The sequence below is a fragment of the Rahnella sp. BIGb0236 genome, from assembly GCF_004364755.1.
In the GTDB taxonomy this organism is placed as follows: Bacteria; Pseudomonadota; Gammaproteobacteria; order Enterobacterales; family Enterobacteriaceae; genus Rahnella; species Rahnella victoriana.
In genome coordinates this window covers 182,126-203,991 of record NZ_SOAO01000005.1, presented here as the reverse complement: position 1 = coordinate 203,991, position 21,866 = coordinate 182,126, and the positions used below count along the sequence as shown (strand labels likewise).

Sequence of the window (21,866 nt, the reverse complement as noted above, 5' to 3'; positions counted from 1 at the left end):
CAGTGACGGTTCACATTCAGGAATGATGAGTTGCCCTACTGTAGCAAAAAAGCCACGACGATGGAGGCATGATATCAATAGGTAAAAGCGTAGAAAATCAGCGCGGAGGAGGGCGTTTATCCCAGATACCCGGATCCAGCTGACCGCGTAATTCAGGGTAATGATCGGGATTAAACACCGGTGTTTTCCCCATGCGCCGCTGGCGATCGTAATCTTTCACCACCTTGACCGCGACGCCCGACAGCAGCAGTAAGGCGGTGAGATTGAGTATCGCCATCAGGGCCATGAAAATATCGGCCAGTTTCCACAGCAGTTGCAGTTCCATCAGACAGCCGCAGAACACCATCGCAATCACCAGCAGGCGGAAAATCAGCAGCTTAACTGGCGCTGCACGGTGCACGAAGCTGAGATTATTTTCGGCATACACATAGTTACCGGCAATGGATGTGAACGCAAAAGAGAACACCAGCACCGCCAGCACAATGTGGCTCCAGCCGGGCATTGACGGGCTGATCGCTTCCCGGATGAGCCGGATACCCGAGGGCGCGTCGGGATTATCCAGCACGCCGGAGGTCAGTACGATCAGCGCGGTGGCGGTGCAGATCACCACGGTATCGATAAACACGGCCAGCATCTGGTTAAACCCCATGGCCGCCGGATGGCTGACCGACGCCATCGCCGCCGCGTTTGGTGAGGAACCCACCCCGGTTTCACTGGCGAATGCGCCGCGTTGCATCCCCTGAGTGATGGCCTGTGTGACACCGTATGCCAGCGCGCCGGAGGCCGCTTCCTGCAGACCGAACGCGCTTTTAAACACCAGCGCCAGAACGCGGGGCAACTGTTCAATGTGATGGCCGATGACCCACAGGGCCAGCAGCAAAAATGCGAAGGCCATCAGCGGGATCAGCCAGCTGGAAAGCCAGACAATGGCGCGTATTCCGCCAAAGATCATCAGGGCGACCAGCGAGGCTAAAATACAGGCGGTCGTCAGCACCGGAACATGCAGCAGATGGAAAGACGCCTGCGCAATGGAATTGGCCTGTAACGCGCTGAAAATAAAGCCGCAGGACAGCACCATCAGCAGCGAGAACAGGACGCCCATCCAGCGCATACCCAGCCCTTTCTCCATATAATCGGCCGGACCGCCGCGAAATTTTCCACGGGTCCCGATGCCTTTATAAATCTGCGCCAGCGTATTTTCTATCAGTGCGGTCGCCATGCTGAACACGCCAATGACCCACATCCAGAAGACGGCGCCCGGCCCGCCGAGCGTAATGGCGATCGCGACGCCAGTCAGGTTGCCGGTCCCGATGCGCGAAGCCAGACTCAGACACAAAATGCGCCAGGGGGAAACGCCGCGCGGATCATGGTTGGAGGCAAAATGGGACAGGGAGAACAGATGGGCAAAGCGGCGTAGCGGAATCAGGCCCAGACGGAAGGTCAGATAAATGCCGGTGCCAAACAGCAGGTAAATCAGGATCGAACTCCAGAGAATGGTGTCGAAAAAATCCAGCAGATCATTCATGAGTTATCCTTGGTTGATTACCCTTCATCGTTTTTATGGTTTTCCTTCAGGGCAATGACCACTTCGGAGGGCTAACATACCTTTTTTATCGAACCGGTAACATATGCATTTTGGCTGAATTTGTGTGTTTTAGAAGGTGAGAAATCCATAGATGTTCGTAGCCGAGCATGCCGTGATATGCGCCTTGCGCCTGGCTTTTTGCATGTTATCATCAGCCAAAGGCAAGGCATGAAAATGCCTATACGAAAACGTCCAAACGATGAGATATGCCATAATGACCGATAAACTGACTTCCCTACGCCAAATGACTCAGGTTGTTGCTGACACCGGAGATATCGCGGCAATGAAGTTGTACCAGCCGCAGGATGCGACCACTAACCCGTCACTGATCCTCAGCGCTGCGCAAATTCCTGAATACCGTAAACTGATCGACGAAGCTATCGCCTGGGCACGTGACCAGAGCAGCGATCATGACCAGCAGATCACTGATGCCGCTGACAAACTGGCAGTAAATATCGGTCTGGAAATCCTGAAACTGGTCCCGGGCCGTATTTCAACAGAAGTTGACGCGCGTCTGTCCTACGACACCGATGCCAGCGTGGCGAAAGCTAAACGCCTGATCAAACTCTACAACGATGCAGGCATCACCAACGACCGTATCCTGATCAAACTGGCTTCTACCTGGCAGGGCATCCGCGCTGCAGAGAAACTGGAAAAAGAAGGCATCAACTGTAACCTGACCCTGCTGTTCTCCTTCGCTCAGGCTCGTGCGTGTGCGGAAGCAGGCGTGTTCCTGATTTCTCCGTTCGTTGGCCGTATCCTCGACTGGTACAAAGCCAATGGCGATAAGAAAGAGTTCGCGCCGAATGAAGATCCGGGCGTTGTGTCTGTGACCGAAATCTACGAATACTACAAACAACACGGCTACGAAACTGTCGTGATGGGTGCAAGCTTCCGTAACATCGGCGAAATCATCGAACTGGCTGGCTGTGACCGTCTGACCATCGCCCCTGCGCTGCTTAAAGAGCTGGCAGAAAGCGAAGGCCCGCTGGAGCGCAAACTGTCCTTCTCCGGTGAAACCAAACCACGTCCGGCGCCACTGAATGAACCTCAGTTCTACTGGGAGCACAACCAGGATCCAATGGCTGTCGACAAACTGGCGGATGGCATCCGTAAGTTTGCAGTCGATCAGGGCAAACTGGAAAAAATGATTTCTGACCTGCTGTAATCAGCACTCAGTTTCAGCAAAAAGCGGCTAATCAGCCGCTTTTTTTGTGCCTGCGATAAAACCACCGGCCGGTTACCGATATACTGAGGGCTGTGACAATGAAGAAAAGTGCTGTGGAGAAATAGCATGGATACATTACGAATTGGTCTGGTATCGGTGTCGGACCGCGCGTCGAACGGTGTTTATCAGGACAAAGGCATTCCGGCGCTGGAAGCGTGGCTGGAAAAAGCGCTCATTACGCCTTTTAAGCTGGAGAAAAAACTGATCCCCGACGAGCAACCGTTAATTGAACAGGCGATCAGTGAACTGGTGGATGAAAGCGGGTGTCATCTGGTGCTGACCACCGGCGGAACCGGACCCGCGCGCCGTGATGTCACGCCGGATGCCACGCTGGCTGTGGCTGACCGGGAGATGCCTGGCTTTGGCGAACAGATGCGCCAGATCAGCCTGCATTTTGTGCCGACGGCGATTTTGTCGCGGCAGGTTGGCGTGATCCGCAAACAGGCGCTGATCCTTAATTTACCCGGCCAGCCGAAATCCATTCAGGAAACGCTGGAAGGACTGAAAGATGCCGACGGTAAAGTGATTGTTTCCGGCATTTTTGCCAGCGTGCCTTACTGCATCCAGTTGCTCGACGGCCCTTATATCGAGACCCATGACAACGTGGTAGCAGCTTTCCGTCCCAAAAGTGCCCGCCGCGATACAAAAAGCTGAATAGCGATCATTTTTAACATTAAGCGTAGTTATGCGTCAGACACCACTGGTGTGAAAAATATTTGCCGTTATAGTAATGATTACTTTACATGAGGTGGCAAAGCCTTTTTCCATTCTTCTCTCTGGTGTCTGACGGTATCCTATGCAACACGCACAATCGCGCCGGTTGAACCGGCAGGACTTCAAAACGCTCTCCCTTGCGGCGTTGGGCGGCGCTCTCGAATTCTACGACTTCATTATTTTCGTCTTCTTCGCTGCGGTGATTGGCGATCTCTTCTTCCCGGCAGACATGCCCGACTGGCTGCGTCAGGTTCAGACCTTTGGTATTTTCGCCGCCGGATATCTGGCACGGCCGCTGGGTGGCATCATCATGGCGCACTTTGGCGATCTGGTGGGCCGTAAGCGGATGTTCAGCCTGAGCATTTTATTAATGGCTTTGCCGACGCTGGCGATGGGGTTGTTACCGACCTACGCCTCGATCGGTATGGCGGCACCGTTACTACTGCTGCTGATGAGGTTGTTACAGGGCGCGGCGATCGGGGGCGAGGTGCCGGGCGCATGGGTCTTCGTGGCAGAACATGTGCCGCGTAACCGCATTGGTTTTGCCTGCGGTACGCTCACCGCCGGGTTAACCCTGGGGATCCTGCTGGGCTCACTGGTGGCAACTTTACTGAACACCAGCATGACACCTGCGACCATCAGCCAGTATGGCTGGCGTATTCCTTTCTTTATTGGTGGGATTTTCGGTCTGATCGCCATGTACCTGCGCCGCTGGTTACAGGAAACGCCTGTCTTTATGGAGATGAAAGCGCACAAAGCGCTGGCGGAAGAGTTACCGCTGAAAGCCGTGGTGGCCAATCATAAAAAAGAAATCGTGGTCTCGATGCTGATGACCTGGCTGTTATCGGCCGGCATCGTGGTGGTGATCCTGATGACGCCGACCTGGTTGCAGAAACAGTTTGGCATTCCGGCGGCAGCGGCATTGCAGGCAAACTGTCTGGCCACCATCGCGCTGATGTTTGGCTGCATTATCTCGGGCAGCATTGTGGACCGCCTCGGTGCCAGCAAAACCTTCATCTTCGGCAGCCTGTTCCTCGGGATTTGCAGCTGGTCTTTCTATCATATGGTCGCGGCAGATGCGTCTGTACTGATGGGCATGTATGCCCTGGCGGGACTGAGCGTCGGTGTGGTCGGCGCGGTGCCGTATGTGATGGTGCGGGCGTTCCCGGCAGAAGTGCGTTTTACCGGCATCTCCTTCTCTTACAACGTGGCCTACGCAATTTTCGGCGGGCTGACACCGGTTTTCGTCACGCTGATTATGCGCCTGACCCCGATGGCACCGGCATATTACGTGCTGGCCTTGTCCGCGATTGGGTTGCTGACCGGTATTTATCTCAGCCGTGATTTGAACAGTGAGACGACCCGCGCGGCAAAATTTGCCGAAGGTGCCTCTTCAGGTCAGTAAATCCCGCTCCTTTTGCCTTACGCGATGCATAAAAAAGCCCTGCGATGCAGGGCTTTGTCGTCTGACAGCGGGGCGGTTATGCCGTCACTGCCTCTCCTTGTGGGGAGTGGCTTTTCGGTTCGCCGACAGGCAAAACAGTACGGCCATATTGTTCATTCAGCACTTCGGCCATGGCGAGATAAATCGCGCTGGCACCGCAGAAGATGCCTTCAAAACCGGCAAAGTGCAGTACCGCGGTGTTACCGGTCATGTTGCCGAAACATAACAGTGCGAACAAAATCACCAGGCTGCCGAAAACAACCTGTAAACCCCGGTTGGCTTTCAGGGTGCCAAAGAACATAAATAATGTGAACACGCCCCAGATGCCAAGGTAAGCGCCGAGGAAACTTTCACTGCTGGCGTCAGCCATGCCCATGCGTGGCAGCATTAAGATGCCGACCAGGCTCAACCAGAACGCACCGTAAGACGTGAATGCGGTGGTACCGAAGGTATTCCCTTTTTTAAATTCCATCATCCCTGCAAGGATCTGAATCAAACCACCATAAAAAATCCCCATGCTGACAATGACTGCGGTCAGGGGAAAAAAGCCTGCGTTGTGTAAATTCAATAAGATAGTGGTCATACCAAATCCCATCAGCCCAAGCGGGCCTGGATTTGCCAGGGTTTTGCTGTGCATAGATCCTCTGTATCAGATTTATTATTCATTGATAATCGGGGGAAGAAACGCTTGGGAAATGGGTAAAAAAGCCGCATATCTTTAGAAGCGCGCGGCATCATAAGGAGGGTTGCGTCAGTAAACATTGATCTGGCGTAACAGCAATTGAAGATTTTTTTTCACTTTGCCCCTTGATGCTGAGCAGCATGGCCCCATCTTATTCCCAACCGCAGTTGTTACCGTCGGGAAATCCGTAATATGGGGCTATTGAAATCGATAAGATTGGCCGCATATACAGTAGCAACCTGAACGAATATGAATTTAAGTGGAGACGTTTTAGATGGGTAAAATTATTGGGATCGACCTGGGCACCACCAACTCTTGTGTAGCTATCATGGATGGCACGACTGCTCGTGTACTGGAGAATGCTGAAGGCGACCGCACCACTCCGTCCATCATCGCTTATGCGGCAGATGGCGAGACTCTGGTGGGTTCTCCGGCTAAACGTCAGGCTGTGACTAACCCACAGAACACACTGTTCGCGATTAAGCGCCTGATTGGCCGTCGCTTCCAGGATGAAGAAGTACAACGTGATAAAGGCATCATGCCTTACCAGATCGTAGGCGCTGACAATGGCGACGCCTGGATCGACGTTAAAGGTCAGAAAATCGCACCTCCGCAGATCTCTGCAGAAGTGTTGAAGAAAATGAAGAAAACCGCTGAAGATTATCTGGGCGAACCAGTAACTGAAGCTGTTATCACTGTACCTGCATACTTCAACGATGCTCAGCGTCAGGCAACTAAAGATGCTGGCCGTATCGCAGGTCTGGAAGTCAAACGTATCATCAACGAACCGACTGCAGCGGCACTGGCTTACGGCCTGGATCGTGAAATCGGTAACCGTACTATCGCGGTTTACGACCTCGGTGGTGGTACATTCGATATCTCTATTATCGAAATTGATGAAGTTGACGGCGAAAAAACCTTCGAAGTTCTGGCAACCAACGGTGATACTCACCTCGGTGGTGAAGACTTCGACAGCCGTATGATCAACTATCTGGTTGAAGAGTTTAAGAAAGAGCAAGGCATGGATCTGCGTAACGATCCACTGGCGATGCAACGTCTGAAAGAAGCCGCTGAAAAAGCGAAGATTGAATTGTCTTCTGCTCAGCAAACTGACGTGAACCTGCCGTACATCACTGCTGATGCGACAGGTCCTAAACACATGAACATCAAAGTGACCCGTGCAAAACTGGAATCTTTGGTTGAAGACCTGGTAAACCGTTCTATCGAACCACTGAAAGTGGCGCTGAAAGACGCAGGTCTGTCAGTTTCTGACATTCAGGACGTTATCCTGGTGGGTGGTCAGACCCGTATGCCAATGGTTCAGAAGAAAGTTGCTGATTTCTTCGGTAAAGAACCACGTAAAGACGTGAACCCGGACGAAGCTGTGGCAATCGGTGCAGCAGTTCAGGGTGGTGTATTGGCCGGTGACGTGAAAGACGTTCTGCTGCTGGACGTTACCCCGTTGTCTCTGGGTATCGAAACCATGGGCAGCGTGATGACTCCGCTCATCACCAAAAACACCACTATCCCGACGAAACACAGCCAGGTGTTCTCTACTGCGGAAGACAACCAGTCTGCAGTGACCATCCATGTGTTGCAGGGTGAACGTAAGCGTTCAAGTGACAACAAATCTCTGGGTCAATTCAACCTGGACGGTATTCAGGCAGCACCACGCGGCCAGGCTCAGATCGAAGTTACCTTCGACCTTGATGCCGATGGTATCTTGCATGTGTCTGCGAAAGACAAAAATACCGGCCGTGAGCAGAAGATCACCATCAAGGCATCTTCTGGTCTGAGCGAAGAAGAAATCCAGAAAATGGTAAGCGATGCCGAAGCCAATGCTGAAGCTGACCGTAAGTTTGAAGAACTGGTTCAGACCCGCAACCAGGCGGACCACCTGATCCACGGTACCCGTAAGCAACTGGAAGAAGCCGGCGATAAACTGCCAGCTGAAGACAAAACCGCAGTAGAAGAAGCCCTGAAAGCACTGGAAGTTTCTGCTAAAGGTGAAGACAAGGCTGACATCGAAGCGAAAATCCAGGCGCTGGTACAGGTTTCCGGCAAACTGATGGAAATGGCTCAGCAGCAAGGCCAGGCCGAAGGCGGCGACACCAGCGCGCAGAAAGATGACGACGTTGTTGACGCTGAATTCGAAGAAGTTAAAGACAAAAAATAATCGCCCTTAAGCGGGCACAGTAAGAAGTTTTACTGATAACCAGCACGGGCGTCGAGGAAACTCTACGCCCGTGCACGCATGTTGAGGGTAGGTTAAAGCATGGCGAAGCAAGATTATTACGAGATTTTAGGCGTATCCAAAACAGCGGATGAGCGTGAAATCAAAAAGGCTTATAAGCGCCTGGCGATGAAACATCACCCTGACCGAAATCAGGGCGATAAAGAATCTGAAAGCAAATTCAAAGAAATTAAAGAAGCTTATGAAATTCTGACCGATGCGCAAAAGCGTGCGGCCTACGACCAGTACGGTCATGCAGCCTTTGAACAGGGTGGCATGGGCGGTGGCGGCGGTGGTTACGGCGGCGGTGCAGATTTCAGCGACATCTTTGGTGACGTCTTTGGCGACATCTTTGGCGGCGGTCGCCGTCAGCGTGCCAGCCGGGGTTCAGACCTGCGTTACAACATGGATCTGACTCTGGAAGAGGCCGTTCGTGGTGTCACCAAAGAGATCCGCATCCCGACGCTGGATGAATGTGACGTCTGCCACGGCAGCGGCGCGAAAGCGGGTAGCTCTCCGACCACCTGTCCGACCTGTCACGGTGCGGGTCAGGTGCAGATGCGTCAGGGCTTCTTCACGGTGCAACAGGCGTGTCCGACCTGTCAGGGACGCGGGAAAGTTATTAAAGACCCGTGCAACAAATGTCATGGTCATGGCCGCGTAGAACGTTCTAAAACGTTGTCGGTGAAAATTCCTGCGGGTGTGGATACCGGCGACCGTATTCGTCTGGAAGGTGAAGGCGAAGCCGGTGAGCATGGCGCTCCGTCAGGCGATCTGTACGTTCAGGTTCAGGTCAAAGCGCACAAAATCTTTGAGCGTGAAGGCAATAACCTGTACTGCGAAGTGCCGATCAATTTCGCCATGGCAGCTTTAGGCGGCGAAATCGAAGTGCCAACGCTGGATGGCCGCGTGAACCTGAAAATTCCGGCTGAAACGCAAACGGGTAAGATGTTCCGTATGCGCGGACGCGGTGTGAAATCTGTTCGTGGCGGTGTGCAGGGCGATTTAATGTGCCGTGTGGTCGTGGAAACGCCGGTCAGCCTGAGCGAAAAACAGAAACAGCTGTTGCGTGATCTGGAAGAAAGTTTTGGTGGCGTGTCTGGTGAAAAAAACAGCCCGCGCTCTAAAAGCTTCCTGGATGGCGTGAAAAAGTTCTTTGATGATCTGACCCGCTAATCCTTCGCTGAATACAGCGGTGGAAAGCCAGATGAAATCCCCGGCAGCGGTTCACGCTCCGGGGATTTTTTTATGGGATTTTAAGTCAGTGTTTAAAATAAATGATTCGTAAAAACCGAGGTATACTGCAGAAATAATCGACTTTTTACGAAGTGATGAGCTGCGTACAATTCGCATTCCATTGTGGCAATCCTTTTTGCGCCACGGTTTTTTCTACAGGAGAGTCAGAATGCCGAATGTAATCCGTCAGTTTTTACGTATGGAAGCGGCGGGCGGTATCGTCCTGATCGTTGCCGCTGTTATCGCGCTGGTGATGGCGAACAGCCCGTTGCAGGGCGCCTATCAGGCGTTTCTGGATATCCCGGTCACGCTGCGTTTCTCTGAGTTGCTGATCGACAAACCGCTGTTGCTGTGGATTAACGACGGCCTGATGGCGGTGTTCTTTCTGATGATCGGCCTCGAAGTGAAACGTGAGTTGTGCGAAGGCGCACTGGCGAACCGCGAGCAGGCGATGTTTCCGGCGATTGCTGCGCTCGGCGGCATGGTGGTTCCGGCCTTAATTTATTTACTGTTTAACGGCGGCGATGAGATTGCACGTCAGGGTTGGGCGATTCCGGCCGCAACGGATATTGCATTTGCGCTGGGTGTGATGGCTTTGCTGGGTTCCCGCGTGCCGACCGGCCTGAAAGTGTTCCTGCTGGCGCTGGCCATTATTGATGATCTGGGTGCGATTGTGATCATCGCGCTTTTTTACAGCCACGATGTATCGATGATGGCGCTGGGACTGTCAGCGGCGTGCATCGCGGTGCTGGCGTTACTGAACTGGCGTGGCGTGACAAAGCTGACGCCTTACCTGCTGGTTGGCGCGGTATTCTGGGTCTGTGTGCTGAAGTCAGGTATTCACGCGACATTAGCCGGTGTGATCCTCGGCTTCCTGATCCCGCTAAATACCCGGAGCAATAAGGCTTCACCTGCGCGCCGTCTGGAGCACGGGATCCATCCGTATGTGGCCTGGTTTATTTTGCCAATGTTTGCATTCGCCAATGCGGGAATTTCGTTGCAGGGCGCAACGGCTGCCGGTGCATTTTCTTTGTTACCGATGGGCATCGCAGCGGGGCTTCTGCTGGGCAAACCACTGGGCATCATTTTGTTCGGGGGTCTGGCATTGAAATCCGGGATTACCCGTTTGCCATCCGGCATTACGTTTAGCCAGATCGCTGCGGTCTCCGTGCTGTGCGGTATTGGTTTTACCATGTCGATTTTCATCGGTTCACTGGCGTTTGCTGAGCTGGATGCGGCACTGCTGACGTACGCGAAAATGGGCATCCTGATGGGGTCGGTGGCGTCAGCCGTATTGGGTTACCTGTTACTGAGTCGCGCATTACCGAAGAAAATCACCCGATAATCGTCAGGTGGGTTCGATACTTCAGGAAAGGATGAAAGCATGCCTCATATTAATTACAACCATTTGTATTATTTCTGGCACGTGTGTAAATCAGGTTCTGTTGTGGGAGCCGCAGAGGCGTTGTATCTGACTCCGCAGACCATCACCGGGCAGATTAAATCGCTGGAAGAAAGGCTGGGCGGCAAACTGTTTAAGCGTCAGGGGCGCGGTCTGGTGCCTTCTGAACTGGGACAACTGATTTACCGTTATGCCGATAAGATGTTTACGCTCAGCCAGGAAATGCTGGATATCGTGAATTACCGCAAAGAGTCGAGTCTGCTGTTTGATGTGGGCGTGGCGGATGCGTTATCCAAACGACTGGTCAGCCGTGTACTGGAAGCGGCGGTGCCGGACAATGCGCAAATTCACCTGCGCTGTTTTGAATCGACGCACGAAATGCTGCTCGAACAACTGAGCCTGCATAAACTGGATATGATTTTGTCTGACTGCCCGGTGGATTCCACCCAGCAGGAGGGGCTGTTCTCGGTAAAACTGGGTGAAAGCCCGATAAGCTTCTTCTGCTGTACTCCGCCGACAGGTGTGGATTTTCCTGCCTGTCTGGAACAGCGTCCTTTGCTGATCCCCGGTCGCCGTTCAATGCTCGGCCGCAAATTGCTGAACTGGTTTAATACCCAGGGACTGAAGGTAAACATTCTGGGCGAGTTTGATGATGCTGCGTTGATGAAAGCATTCGGAATGAACAACGACGCGATTTTTGTCGCACCGGCGATCTATTCTTCAACAGAATTTCAGGATGAGAAAATTGAGGAAGTCGGGCGTGTAGAAGGGATCATGGAAGAGTATTACGTCATTTTTGCTGAGAGAATGATTCAGCATCCTTCAGTACAGCAGATTTGTCATACCGACTTTTCGGCGTTGTTTGAATAACCCGCCTGAATTTCAGATATAAAAAAACCGGCGTGAGCCGGTTTTTTTATCAAGCATTTCAGCGTAATGCGATTATTGCATTGCGTTGATTTGCGCAGTCAGGTTTGACTTATGACGCGCTGCTTTGTTTTTGTGGATCAGGCCTTTGCAAGACTGACGGTCCACGATTGGTTGCATTTCGTTAAATGCGTTTTGTGCAGCAGCTTTGTCGCCTGCTGCAATAGCCGCGTATACCTTCTTGATAAAGGTACGCATCATAGAACGACGGCTCGCGTTGTGCTTACGGCGTTTTTCTGACTGTACGGCGCGTTTCTTAGCTGATTTGATATTAGCCAAGGCCAACTCCCAAATATTTTTCTATTGATGAACAATTCAAAGGCCGAGGAATATGCCTTTTCGGTCTTCTTTTGTCAACGGATTTGTGCAAATAAGCGGCGTTTTAAAGAGTGAACTTTACTCGTCGCTTGTTACGTTGTGATGGCGCAGGATTTTAACAGCTTCCGGCATCGGAATACAGTCTTTCGCGAGAAAAATCGACAGGAGAGTGTACAAACTGCCCACTACGGCCATTAACGCTTTGTTTATGCGAAAAGTCACGCATTCCCTGTATGCAACGAAAGATTTTCATCGCCACGCCGCCATTTGAACCGCAATATCTGCCGTATGCAAGAGAGAATGGTGTGATCCTGCTAATCGCTGGTTAACCTTGGAGGCTGTACAAGGTATAATCCGCCGATTTCCATCGTTATGAGTCAGCATTGGATTTGAGCCAGCTATGGAGCTAATTCGCGGAATACACAATATTCGAGCACGTCATCATGGATGTGTGCTGACTATTGGCAATTTTGATGGTGTACACCGTGGTCATCAGGCCCTGATTGAACAGCTGAAGCTGGAAGGTCAACGTCTGGGACTGCCGGTGATGGTCATGATTTTTGAGCCACAACCTCTGGAACTGTTTGCCGGTGATAAAGCACCTGCACGTTTAACCAGTTTACGCGACAAAGCCAAATATCTGGCGGAGTGCGGGGTTGATTACCTTTTATGTGTCCGTTTCGAGCCACGGTTCGCGGCACACATGGCGCAGGCGTTTATCTCGCAACTGCTGGTGGAAAAACTGGGCGTCAAATTCCTGACGGTCGGGGATGATTTCCGCTTTGGTGCCAGTCGTCTTGGGGATTTTGAGCTATTACAGAAAGCCGGTGAAGAATACGGCTTCGAAGTGATCAGCACGCAAACTTTCCGGGAAGGCGGGAACCGCATCAGCAGCACCGCGATCCGTAATGCGTTGCGCGATGATGACTTAGCGCTGGCCGCGAATTTACTCGGTCACCCGTTCAGCATCTCAGGCCGTGTCGTACACGGCGATAAGCTGGGGCGTACCATTGGCTTCCCGACGGCGAACGTGCCGTTGAAGCGGGTCGTGTCGCCGGTGCGCGGCGTGTATGCGGTGGATGTGTTAGGTCTCGGACCTGAACCTCTGCCGGGCGTGGCCAATATTGGAATACGTCCGACGGTCGGTGGCGTGCGCAAGCAGTTGGAAGTGCACCTTCTCGACACCACATTAGATTTATACGGGCGCCACATTGATGTGGTGCTCCGCGCGAAATTGCGCAACGAACAGCGTTTCTCCTCGCTTGATGCTTTAAAGCAACAAATTGCGAACGATGAAGTGACGGCCCGTGAGTTCTTCGGGTTAAAGACACTACGCTAAACATGTACTGACAGGCGTGTCACAACGCCTGGAATCCAGCCGAAAACGGAACCGAGAATCTATGAGTGACTACAAGAACACCCTGAATTTGCCGGAAACAGGGTTCCCGATGCGTGGCGATCTGGCCAAGCGTGAACCTGACATGCTGAAAAATTGGTATGACCAGGATCTGTACGGGATTATTCGTGCTGCCAAGAAAGGCAAAAAAACCTTTATTTTGCATGACGGCCCTCCGTATGCGAACGGCAGCATTCATATTGGTCACTCAGTAAACAAAATTCTTAAAGACATGATTATCAAGTCCAAAGGACTTGCGGGCTTTGATGCGCCGTATGTGCCGGGCTGGGATTGTCATGGTCTGCCGATCGAGCTGAAAGTCGAACAACTGATCGGTAAGCCGGGCGAGAAAGTTACGGCGGCGGAATTCCGTGAAGCCTGCCGTAAATATGCCGCAGAACAGGTTGAAGGCCAGAAGAAAGACTTCATCCGTCTGGGCGTGCTGGGCGACTGGGATCATCCGTACCTGACGATGGATTTCAAAACCGAAGCCAACATCATCCGTGCGCTGGGCAAAATCATCGGTAACGGCCACCTGCACAAAGGCGCCAAGCCGGTGCACTGGTGTACAGATTGCGGTTCGTCGCTGGCCGAAGCCGAAGTCGAATATTACGACAAGGCCTCGCCTTCTATTGATGTGGCGTTCAACGCGACGGATGCCGCAGCCGTGGCAGCGAAATTTGGCGTTACTGCCTTTAATGGCCCGATCTCGCTGGTTATCTGGACCACGACACCGTGGACCATGCCAGCTAACCGCGCCATTTCACTGAATCCTGAGTTTGCTTATCAGCTGGTTCAGGTCGAAGGTCAGTGTCTGATCCTGGCAACCGATCTGGTTGAAAGCGTCATGAAACGTGCCGGTATTGCCGGATGGACCGTTCTGGGCGAGTGCAAAGGCGCAGACCTCGAACTGCTGCGCTTCAAACACCCGTTCCTCGGTTTCGACGTTCCGGCGATCCTGGGCGATCACGTGACGCTCGATGCGGGTACCGGTGCCGTGCATACCGCACCAGGCCACGGCCCTGACGACTTTGTTATCGGCCAGAAATACGGCCTGGAAGTGGCGAATCCGGTAGGGCCGAACGGTTGCTACCTGCCGGGCACTTACCCGACACTGGACGGTAAATTTGTCTTTAAAGCCAACGACCTGATCGTTGAGTTGCTGCGTGAAAAAGGCGCATTGCTGCACGTTGAGAAAATCACGCACAGCTATCCTTGCTGCTGGCGCCACAAAACGCCAATCATCTTCCGCGCGACGCCGCAATGGTTCATCAGCATGGATCAGAAAGGCCTGCGTCAGCAGTCTCTGGAAGAGATCAAAGGCGTGCAGTGGATCCCAGACTGGGGTCAGGCGCGTATCGAAAACATGGTCGCTAACCGTCCTGACTGGTGTATCTCCCGTCAGCGTACCTGGGGCGTGCCGATGTCTCTGTTCGTTCACAAAGACACTGAGCAGCTGCATCCGCGCAGCCTTGAGCTGATGGAAGAAGTGGCGAAACGTGTTGAAGTGGATGGCATTCAGGCGTGGTGGGATCTGAATCCGGAAGACATTCTGGGTGCAGACGCCGCAGATTACGTCAAAGTGCCGGACACGCTGGACGTCTGGTTTGACTCCGGTTCAACGCATTCTTCCGTTGTGGATGTGCGTCCTGAGTTCAACGGGCATTCTCCTGATCTTTATCTGGAAGGTTCTGACCAGCATCGTGGCTGGTTCATGTCTTCCCTGATGATTTCGACGGCAATGAAAGGCAAAGCGCCTTACAAACAAGTGCTGACTCACGGTTTCACCGTGGATGGTCAGGGCCGCAAAATGTCTAAATCCATCGGCAATACCATCGCGCCGCAAGACGTGATGAACAAGCTGGGTGGCGACATTCTGCGTCTGTGGGTCGCGTCGACGGATTACACCGGCGAAATCGCCGTGTCCGACGAAATCCTCAAACGTGCTGCTGATTCTTACCGCCGTATCCGTAACACCGCACGCTTCCTGCTGGCGAACCTTAACGGTTTCGATCCGGCGCTGCACAGCGTGGCTCCGGAAGACATGGTGGTGCTGGATCGCTGGGCTGTTGGCCGTGCGAAAGCCGCTCAGGAAGAAATCATTGCCGCGTATGAAGCCTATGATTTCCATGGCGTTGTTCAGCGTCTGATGCAGTTCTGCTCGATCGAAATGGGTTCCTTCTATCTGGATATCATTAAAGATCGTCAGTACACCGCGAAAAGCGACAGCGTTGCACGTCGCAGCTGTCAGACCGCGCTGTATCACATCAGTGAAGCGCTGGTTCGCTGGATGGCACCGATCATGTCGTTCACAGCCGATGAAATCTGGGCGGAACTGCCGGGAAGCCGTGAGAAATTCGTCTTCACTGAAGAGTGGTACGATGGTCTGTTCAGTCTCGCAGGCAACGAATCCATGAACGATGCGTTCTGGGATGAACTGCTGAAAGTGCGTGGCGAAGTGAACAAAGTGATCGAACAGGCGCGTGCGGATAAACGTCTGGGCGGTTCTCTGGAAGCAGCGGTCACGCTGTTTGCTGATGATGCGCTGGCAACAGACCTGCGTTCTCTGGGCAATGAACTGCGCTTTGTGCTGCTGACGTCAGGGGCGAAAGTTGCCGCACTGAGTGATGCGGATGACGCGGCTCAGTCGAGTGAATTGCTGAAAGGCCTGAAGATTGGTCTGGCGAAAGCAGAAGGCGACAAGTGCCCGCGCTGCTGGCATTACACTACCGATGTCGGCCAGAACGCGGAACACAGCGATATCTGCGGCCGTTGTGTCACTAACATTGCTGGCGACGGCGAAGAGCGTAAGTTTGCATAATGAGTAAATCGATTTGTTCCACCGGACTCCGCTGGCTCTGGCTGGCGGTCGTGGTCATTATCGTGGATCTCGGCAGTAAGTTTCTCATTATGGGAAACTTCCAGCTCGGTGAATCTATGCCTTTGATCCCGTATCTGAATCTGTTCTACGCCCAGAACCACGGTGCTGCGTTCAGTTTCCTGGCAGACAAAGGCGGCTGGCAGCGCTGGTTCTTCGCGTTAATCGCGCTGGTGATCGTCGTGGCGCTGGTCGTGCTGATGTATCGCGGCAGCGCGAAGCAAAAGCTCAATAACATCGCGTTTGCGATGATTATCGGCGGTGCGCTGGGCAACTTGTTTGACCGCTTGTATCACGGCTTTGTGGTCGACTTTATCGATTTTTATGTCGGTAACTGGCATTTTGCGACGTTCAATCTGGCCGACAGCTTTATCTGTGTCGGCGCAGCCATGGTGGTGCTGGAAGGTTTTCTGGCAAAACCCTCTGAAGCCACAAAGAGTAAAGGATAAGGTTTATGTCTCAACAGGTGAAACACGACAGCGCTGTACTGGTGCATTTTACGTTGAAGCTGGAAGATGGCTCGACGGCGGAATCAACCCGCGCCAATGGCAAACCTGCACTGTTTCGCCTTGGCGACAGCAGCTTGTCTGACGCGCTGGAAAATCAGCTGTTAGGGCTGAGCGTCGGGGATAAACGGGCATTCACGTTAGCCCCTGAATCGGCATTCGGTAGCAAAAGCCCGGATCTGGTTCAGTTCTTCTCCCGTCGTGATTTTCAGGAAACTGGGGTGCCGGATGTCGGCACCATCATGTTGTTCAGCGGTCGTGATGGCAGCGAAATGCCGGGCGTCGTCCGTGAAGTGACAGAAGATTCCATCACTGTAGATTTCAACCATCCGCTGGCAGGGCAACATATCGATTTCGATATTGAAGTGCTGGAAATTGACCCGGAGCTTGAGGGGAAACATGCAGATATTGCTGGCTAATCCGCGAGGGTTTTGTGCGGGCGTTGACCGCGCAATCAGTATTGTAGAACGTGCGCTGGAGCTGTACGGCGCACCTATCTACGTTCGCCATGAAGTGGTACATAACCGCTATGTGGTTGACAGTCTCCGCCAGCGCGGTGCTGTTTTCATTGAGCAAATCAGCGAAGTGCCTGATGGCTCGATTCTGATTTTCTCGGCTCACGGTGTCTCTCAGGCGGTGCGCGCGGAAGCTAAAGCGCGTGATCTGACCATGTTGTTTGACGCGACCTGTCCGCTGGTGACCAAAGTGCATATGGAAGTGGCCCGTGCCAGCCGTAAAGGCACGGAAGCGATTCTGATTGGTCACGCCGGGCACCCGGAAGTCGAAGGCACCATGGGGCAGTACAGCAACCCGAAAGGGGGCATGTATCTGGTTGAAGGGCCTGAAGATGTGTATAAATTGCAGGTCAAAGATGAAAACAACCTGTGTTTTATGACGCAAACGACACTGTCGGTTGATGATACGTCTGCGGTGATTGATGCGCTGCGCGATCGCTTCCCGAAAATCATCGGGCCGCGTAAAGACGATATTTGCTACGCGACGACCAACCGTCAGGAAGCCGTGCGTACGCTGGCTGATGGCGCGGATGTCGTGCTGGTGGTCGGTTCGAAGAACTCCTCGAACTCCAACCGTCTGGCCGAACTGGCGCAACGTGTCGGCGTGCCTTCCTATCTGATTGACTCTGCGGCAGATATTCAGGAAAGCTGGCTGAAAGATGCGAAAAGCATTGGCGTGACGGCAGGCGCATCCGCACCGGATATTCTGGTGCAGGACGTGATCAGCAAGCTGAAAACATTCGGTGGCCTTGATGTGATCAACATTGAAGGACGCGAGGAAAATATCGTGTTCGAAGTGCCGAAAGAGCTGCGCGTAGATGTAAAACAGATCGACTGATGGCTGACTCAAAATGAAAAACCGGCTCACTGTAGCCGGTTTTTTTGTGCCTGCGTGTTGGCAGAATTAATGAATCTCAAATTTGAATAAATTTTGCGGCGCACCGACCGTCGTGGTGTCGACGTGCAGCAACGCCCCCTCCAGCGCATGTGGCGCATCGAGGTTCTTACGTGCCGAGGTGATGAATAACTCCGTCATGTCCGGGCCGCCAAAGGTGCAGCAGCTCGGTTGCGTGACCGGCACCGGCAGCGTATCCAGGGTCAGTAATTCGCCCTGATTGATCTGCTGACGGAGCAGACATTTCGAGCCCCAGCAGGCGGTGATCAGCCAGCCATTCTGAGCCAGTGCGGAACCGTCGGGGATCTTATCACCGGATGAAAAACAGGATATTTTCAGCGGATTGATCCGGCGGGCGTTGGCAGAAAAGAAACGTTTTTTCTTGCTGTCGGCGAACCAGACTTTGCCTTCATACCAGACCAGCGTATTCGTGCAGCCGACCTTATCGAGCATCATCTCGGGCTTTTCCGTCCCCGCTTCATAGCGGAACCATTCCCCGTTATCTTTTTCTTCTTTTATATCCAGCGTACCAAACCACAGTGAACCGTCGGGCGCGATGGCGGCCTCGTTCGGACGCGTACCTTCCGCACCCGGATAATCGCAGAGCTTCTGGCGGCTTTTCTGTGAGTAATCGTAGAGATGGATCCCGTCGACGGACACCAGCAGAAACTGATTTCTCTTTTCCGTCAGCAACACGGCGCTGGTCAGCGCGGGAAGCTCATGAATTTCAGTTTGCCTGGTATCGGGCCAGTAACGCAAAACACGCTGAGCCAGAATATCGACCCAAAGCAAAGATTGTGTGCGCTGGCACCAGACGGGGGTTTCACCCAATTCGGCTCGATAGTCGCCAATGGCTGTTATGTCGGACCGGAAAAATGCTGACATCGCAAAGCTCTCCTGCGGTTACAAAATGGATATAGCGAAAACAGTCTGTACTCAGTCTAGTCTGGCTTTGGTCGCGGAGGATAGAAGAAATGGCGTAAAAAGAAAGGGCCAGCCCGTCAATAAGACGTAAAGCTGGCCCCGGAAGTGCAGTCGTTAAGGCTTAGAAGTCGTAACGCAGACGGATCAGGTTCATGTCGCCGAGGTTATCGGTAGAGGAGGTGAACACGTGTTCGTAATCCACACGGAAGCCGTAATCAAGCTGGAAGGAGACACCCAGACCGTTATCAATACGCTGGTAATCACGGCCGGTCACATAGCTCAGACGGTCACCCATGAAGTATGGCTGAATGGTTTTCACTGCCAGCTGATTGATTGGGAAGGTATAACCCAGGAAGTATTCCAGACCGTATGCGTCGCCCGCGAAGAACTGATCTTCGGTTTTCACGCCAGTGGTCAGGAAGTCATGGTAATAACCGCCGCCGAAGGATGCTGTCCAGTTGCCTGGTTTCCAGCTCAGCGCCGTACCGACAATGCTCTGGTTGTAATCTTTCGAGGTGTTATCACCCGGATTTCTCATTTCTGCGTCGGTGTAGTTGTACGCCGTACCCCATGTCAGGTCTTTGGTGATGTGGTAATCCACACCGACAGAACCGCCGCCGTTACGTTTGTAACGCAGGCCATTTTTGCCGGTCAGCAGTTCGCTGTCTTCAAACAGGTAAGAAGCGTAAACATCCGCGTCGCCGAAGGTGTTTTTGTATTTCAGCATCTTACGGGAACGGTAAGATCCGTCGTAGTCGCCGTTAACACCGTTACCCGGTGCCTGAGCGAGCATGTCGTAATCCCAGATATCGGTTTTCGCCCCGACCACATCGTAATACACGCTGTTTTGCTGACCGAAGGTCAACTGGCCGTAAGTTTTGCTTTTCAGACCGGTGTAAAGCATACGGCGGGAGGTGTTATGCGCGCCATCGGCGTGGTGATTGTCCCAGCCGGTCAGGGCAGGAATATTGACACCCAACTCGTAGTAGTTGATCCAGCTGATGTCATCAAACAGATAATAATCAGCAGAGAAACGGAAACGTGTACCGCCGTCAAAACCGTTGGTTTTGTAGTTTTTCACGCCGTTCTGGAACTGGAACTGTGGACGAATACTGCCGCCGACCTGGAAGTTCAGGCGGCTCAGCGGATCGTTAGGCTGTGGATCTTGTTTAATCAGGGTGATTTCTGCGTGTGCAGCAAAAGACGCTAAGCCAAACAACAGGCCTGCGGTCGCCACTTGCGTGACGTTGTTCAGTTTGAATTTCATGTTAAGTCCCTGCGCCAATATACTGATCGGAAAAAACCAGCAACAAAATTGGCGATAGCTATTTATTATTTTCCCCTTACTGATGACTGTCTGGTAAGGGTGAAGACGCGCCTTATGGAGCCAGGCTACTTATTTTACTGTCGTTAAATCAAATTTCGGCAGTTAAAATTAGGTTGCTATTTATTACCACAATCATTGGTTTTATCAATATTATTTCACTACATATAATAAAAATTTAATGTTTCAGATCTAAGAAATACGCGGTTCGCTGCTTATTTGTCATTCATCTGGGAAGGGAATTCGCTTTTTCGTCTCTCGCGCTCATCATCGCTTTTATCCGGTGAGACATATTGTCAGGGGGTGCCCTGCGGGACGGTGGTAAAATCCGTGGCGTGCGGCATGATGCATGAAGGGCGTAGCTAAGCGGGGACTTATGCATGAAATTGCATGATTATGCGAAGGGCGTTTTTCGGGACTTTTTGACCGTTTTTCCTTAACCAGTTCCAGTTGCGTCAACCGGTTAACACAAAATCATCGATTGCGTAACCTGAAACCAGATGGCTTTTACTGATATTAACGGGTCTGTATCATAATTTTCTAATTATGAGGCAATTTCGCTGGCTCCCTGATTGCGGGGTCGATAACCTGATTCTGTTTCACGGCAGAACCACAATAAGAAGAGAGTAATTATGAGTAACGCTGATATTCGCATGGCCATTGTTGGCGCCGGTGGCCGTATGGGCCGCCAGCTGATTCAGGCCGTCACTGATGCCGAAGGCGTGGTATTGGGCGCAGCGCTGGAACGTTCCGGTTCTTCCTTAGTGGGCGCCGATGCAGGCGAACTGGCGGGTGTCGGTTCAGCGGGCATAACGGTGCATGACAATCTGGAAACCGTGGCGGATGACTTCGATATTCTGATCGACTTCACCCGTCCCGAAGGCACACTGGCGCATCTGGAATTTTGCCAGAAACACCATAAAGGCATGATTATCGGCACTACGGGCTTTGATGACGCCGGGAAGGCCGCAATTAAACAGGCTTCAGAGGTGATCCCGGTGGTTTTCGCGGCCAACTTCAGCGTGGGCGTGAATGTGGTCCTCAAGCTGCTGGAAAAAGCCGCCAAAGTCATGGGCGACTATACAGATATTGAAATCGTGGAAGCGCACCACCGTCATAAAGTTGATGCACCATCAGGGACTGCGCTCGCGATGGGTGAAGCGATTGCCGATGCCTTAGGGCGTGATCTGAAAGATTGCGCGGTGTACGCACGGGAAGGGCATACCGGTGAGCGTGATCCAAAAAGCATTGGGTTTGCCACCATCCGTGCAGGCGATATCGTCGGGGAACATACCGCGATGTTTGCAGATATCGGGGAGCGTGTTGAGATAACTCACAAGGCTTCCAGCCGCATGACATTCGCAAATGGCGCTGTTCGTGCGGGTAAATGGCTTTCTTCCCATAAAAGCGGTCTTTATGACATGCGGGATGTGCTGGGTTTAGATGATTTGTAATCCATAGTTTAGATGTGATGTGGTTGTTTTGATCATAATCTTTTGATAAAAGGGCAGTTCCTTGATTGCCCTTCTCTTTTTTATTGAAAATATCGTCCTGGTGTTTATTTTTAGCTGTAACCCGTATTTTTCGTTCTTTTCGTCAATTATGAAGTGTGGGTTGCTTGTTTTTTGAACGCCGCGACTTCCCCGTCTTGTTACAAAT

18 protein-coding genes are annotated in these 21,866 nt (G+C 52.5%); 13 read left to right on the top strand and 5 right to left on the bottom strand.

All coding sequences use genetic code 11. The features are described 5' to 3' along the window. Nucleotides 1-97: 97 nt before the first annotated feature. Nucleotides 98-1,525, bottom strand: coding sequence for an alanine/glycine:cation symporter family protein (locus EDF78_RS12585; protein WP_133823199.1), 1,428 nt, complete (start codon nucleotides 1,523-1,525; stop codon nucleotides 98-100). A gap of 274 nt (nucleotides 1,526-1,799) precedes the next feature. Here EDF78_RS12585 and tal point away from each other — a divergent pair, with 274 nt between their 5' ends. The 3 genes from tal to EDF78_RS12570 all read left to right on the top strand — a co-directional run bounded on the left by tal (nucleotide 1,800) and on the right by EDF78_RS12570 (nucleotide 4,932). Further along, nucleotides 1,800-2,753, top strand: a complete 954-nt coding sequence (gene tal / locus EDF78_RS12580) for a transaldolase (protein WP_095924596.1) — start codon at nucleotides 1,800-1,802, stop codon at nucleotides 2,751-2,753. 126 nt (nucleotides 2,754-2,879) lie between these two features. Then, on the top strand, nucleotides 2,880-3,467 hold the full coding sequence (gene mog, locus EDF78_RS12575) for a molybdopterin adenylyltransferase (protein WP_095924597.1): 588 nt from the start codon (nucleotides 2,880-2,882) through the stop codon (nucleotides 3,465-3,467). 142 nt (nucleotides 3,468-3,609) lie between these two features. Beyond that, nucleotides 3,610-4,932 carry an MFS transporter gene (locus tag EDF78_RS12570; RefSeq protein WP_119822502.1) on the top strand — a complete coding sequence of 441 codons (1,323 nt, stop codon included), beginning with the start codon at nucleotides 3,610-3,612 and terminating at the stop codon, nucleotides 4,930-4,932. Nucleotides 4,933-5,008: 76 nt separating this feature from the next. Here the strand turns inward: EDF78_RS12570 and satP are convergent, their stop codons facing one another. Beyond that, nucleotides 5,009-5,608 (bottom strand): acetate uptake transporter, encoded by a 600-nt coding sequence (satP, locus tag EDF78_RS12565; RefSeq protein WP_095924599.1) that lies wholly within the window; start codon nucleotides 5,606-5,608, stop codon nucleotides 5,009-5,011. 319 nt (nucleotides 5,609-5,927) lie between these two features. On the opposite strand from satP, the gene dnaK reads away from it, so the two are divergent. The 4 genes from dnaK (at nucleotide 5,928) to nhaR (ending at nucleotide 11,394) form a co-directional block, all read left to right on the top strand. Next, entirely contained in the window at nucleotides 5,928-7,829 is a 1,902-nt protein-coding gene (gene dnaK / locus EDF78_RS12560; protein ID WP_119822503.1) for a molecular chaperone DnaK, read from the top strand. Nucleotides 7,830-7,928: 99 nt separating this feature from the next. Continuing rightward, nucleotides 7,929-9,062 carry a molecular chaperone DnaJ gene (gene dnaJ, locus EDF78_RS12555; protein WP_095924601.1) on the top strand — a complete coding sequence of 378 codons (1,134 nt, stop codon included), beginning with the start codon at nucleotides 7,929-7,931 and terminating at the stop codon, nucleotides 9,060-9,062. 229 nt (nucleotides 9,063-9,291) lie between these two features. Then, on the top strand, nucleotides 9,292-10,467 hold the full coding sequence (gene nhaA / locus EDF78_RS12550; protein ID WP_095924602.1) for a Na+/H+ antiporter NhaA: 1,176 nt from the start codon (nucleotides 9,292-9,294) through the stop codon (nucleotides 10,465-10,467). Nucleotides 10,468-10,506: 39 nt separating this feature from the next. Continuing rightward, nucleotides 10,507-11,394, top strand: coding sequence for a transcriptional activator NhaR (gene nhaR, locus EDF78_RS12545; protein WP_095924603.1), 888 nt, complete (start codon nucleotides 10,507-10,509; stop codon nucleotides 11,392-11,394). A gap of 72 nt (nucleotides 11,395-11,466) precedes the next feature. On the opposite strand, the gene rpsT is transcribed toward nhaR, so the two are convergent. Further along, the gene (gene rpsT, locus EDF78_RS12540) at nucleotides 11,467-11,730 is read right to left on the bottom strand and encodes a 30S ribosomal protein S20 (protein WP_013577064.1); all 264 of its coding nucleotides are present in this window, start codon (nucleotides 11,728-11,730) and stop codon (nucleotides 11,467-11,469) included. 439 nt (nucleotides 11,731-12,169) lie between these two features. Here rpsT and ribF point away from each other — a divergent pair, with 439 nt between their 5' ends. The 5 genes from ribF (at nucleotide 12,170) to ispH (ending at nucleotide 17,902) form a co-directional block, all read left to right on the top strand. Continuing rightward, complete coding sequence (gene ribF, locus EDF78_RS12530; RefSeq protein ID WP_119822504.1) at nucleotides 12,170-13,108, top strand: bifunctional riboflavin kinase/FAD synthetase; 939 nt, start codon at nucleotides 12,170-12,172, stop codon at nucleotides 13,106-13,108. 61 nt (nucleotides 13,109-13,169) lie between these two features. Next, on the top strand, nucleotides 13,170-15,986 hold the full coding sequence (ileS, locus tag EDF78_RS12525) for an isoleucine--tRNA ligase (RefSeq protein ID WP_133823198.1): 2,817 nt from the start codon (nucleotides 13,170-13,172) through the stop codon (nucleotides 15,984-15,986). Beyond that, nucleotides 15,986-16,492 carry a signal peptidase II gene (gene lspA / locus EDF78_RS12520; protein WP_015698717.1) on the top strand — a complete coding sequence of 169 codons (507 nt, stop codon included), beginning with the start codon at nucleotides 15,986-15,988 and terminating at the stop codon, nucleotides 16,490-16,492. The genes ileS and lspA overlap by 1 nt, the downstream gene beginning before the upstream one ends. A gap of 5 nt (nucleotides 16,493-16,497) precedes the next feature. Continuing rightward, nucleotides 16,498-16,968 carry an FKBP-type peptidyl-prolyl cis-trans isomerase gene (fkpB, locus tag EDF78_RS12515; protein ID WP_047605761.1) on the top strand — a complete coding sequence of 157 codons (471 nt, stop codon included), beginning with the start codon at nucleotides 16,498-16,500 and terminating at the stop codon, nucleotides 16,966-16,968. Further along, complete coding sequence (gene ispH / locus EDF78_RS12510; RefSeq protein WP_095924607.1) at nucleotides 16,949-17,902, top strand: 4-hydroxy-3-methylbut-2-enyl diphosphate reductase; 954 nt, start codon at nucleotides 16,949-16,951, stop codon at nucleotides 17,900-17,902. The genes fkpB and ispH overlap by 20 nt, the downstream gene beginning before the upstream one ends. A gap of 66 nt (nucleotides 17,903-17,968) precedes the next feature. On the opposite strand, the gene EDF78_RS12505 is transcribed toward ispH, so the two are convergent. Continuing rightward, nucleotides 17,969-18,844: an SMP-30/gluconolactonase/LRE family protein gene (locus EDF78_RS12505; RefSeq protein ID WP_133823197.1), complete on the bottom strand. Its 876-nt coding sequence runs from the start codon at nucleotides 18,842-18,844 to the stop codon at nucleotides 17,969-17,971. Between the two features lie 160 nt (nucleotides 18,845-19,004). Beyond that, nucleotides 19,005-20,150, bottom strand: a complete 1,146-nt coding sequence (locus tag EDF78_RS12500; RefSeq protein WP_095924609.1) for an autotransporter domain-containing protein — start codon at nucleotides 20,148-20,150, stop codon at nucleotides 19,005-19,007. Nucleotides 20,151-20,839: 689 nt separating this feature from the next. On the opposite strand from EDF78_RS12500, the gene dapB reads away from it, so the two are divergent. Continuing rightward, entirely contained in the window at nucleotides 20,840-21,661 is an 822-nt protein-coding gene (gene dapB / locus EDF78_RS12495) for a 4-hydroxy-tetrahydrodipicolinate reductase (RefSeq protein ID WP_133823196.1), read from the top strand. Nucleotides 21,662-21,866: the final 205 nt, after the last annotated feature.

Coding starts and splice junctions, on each gene's coding strand:
- EDF78_RS12505 (WP_133823197.1), bottom strand. CDS start 18,844: ATGTCAGCATTTTTCCGGTCCGACATAACAGCCATTGGCGACTATCGA.
- dnaK (WP_119822503.1), top strand. CDS start 5,928: ATGGGTAAAATTATTGGGATCGACCTGGGCACCACCAACTCTTGTGTA.
- nhaA (WP_095924602.1), top strand. CDS start 9,292: ATGCCGAATGTAATCCGTCAGTTTTTACGTATGGAAGCGGCGGGCGGT.
- dnaJ (WP_095924601.1), top strand. CDS start 7,929: ATGGCGAAGCAAGATTATTACGAGATTTTAGGCGTATCCAAAACAGCG.
- ribF (WP_119822504.1), top strand. CDS start 12,170: ATGGAGCTAATTCGCGGAATACACAATATTCGAGCACGTCATCATGGA.
- tal (WP_095924596.1), top strand. CDS start 1,800: ATGACCGATAAACTGACTTCCCTACGCCAAATGACTCAGGTTGTTGCT.
- ileS (WP_133823198.1), top strand. CDS start 13,170: ATGAGTGACTACAAGAACACCCTGAATTTGCCGGAAACAGGGTTCCCG.
- satP (WP_095924599.1), bottom strand. CDS start 5,608: ATGCACAGCAAAACCCTGGCAAATCCAGGCCCGCTTGGGCTGATGGGA.
- mog (WP_095924597.1), top strand. CDS start 2,880: ATGGATACATTACGAATTGGTCTGGTATCGGTGTCGGACCGCGCGTCG.
- EDF78_RS12570 (WP_119822502.1), top strand. CDS start 3,610: ATGCAACACGCACAATCGCGCCGGTTGAACCGGCAGGACTTCAAAACG.
- fkpB (WP_047605761.1), top strand. CDS start 16,498: ATGTCTCAACAGGTGAAACACGACAGCGCTGTACTGGTGCATTTTACG.
- nhaR (WP_095924603.1), top strand. CDS start 10,507: ATGCCTCATATTAATTACAACCATTTGTATTATTTCTGGCACGTGTGT.
- EDF78_RS12585 (WP_133823199.1), bottom strand. CDS start 1,525: ATGAATGATCTGCTGGATTTTTTCGACACCATTCTCTGGAGTTCGATC.
- ispH (WP_095924607.1), top strand. CDS start 16,949: ATGCAGATATTGCTGGCTAATCCGCGAGGGTTTTGTGCGGGCGTTGAC.
- lspA (WP_015698717.1), top strand. CDS start 15,986: ATGAGTAAATCGATTTGTTCCACCGGACTCCGCTGGCTCTGGCTGGCG.
- EDF78_RS12500 (WP_095924609.1), bottom strand. CDS start 20,150: ATGAAATTCAAACTGAACAACGTCACGCAAGTGGCGACCGCAGGCCTG.
- dapB (WP_133823196.1), top strand. CDS start 20,840: ATGAGTAACGCTGATATTCGCATGGCCATTGTTGGCGCCGGTGGCCGT.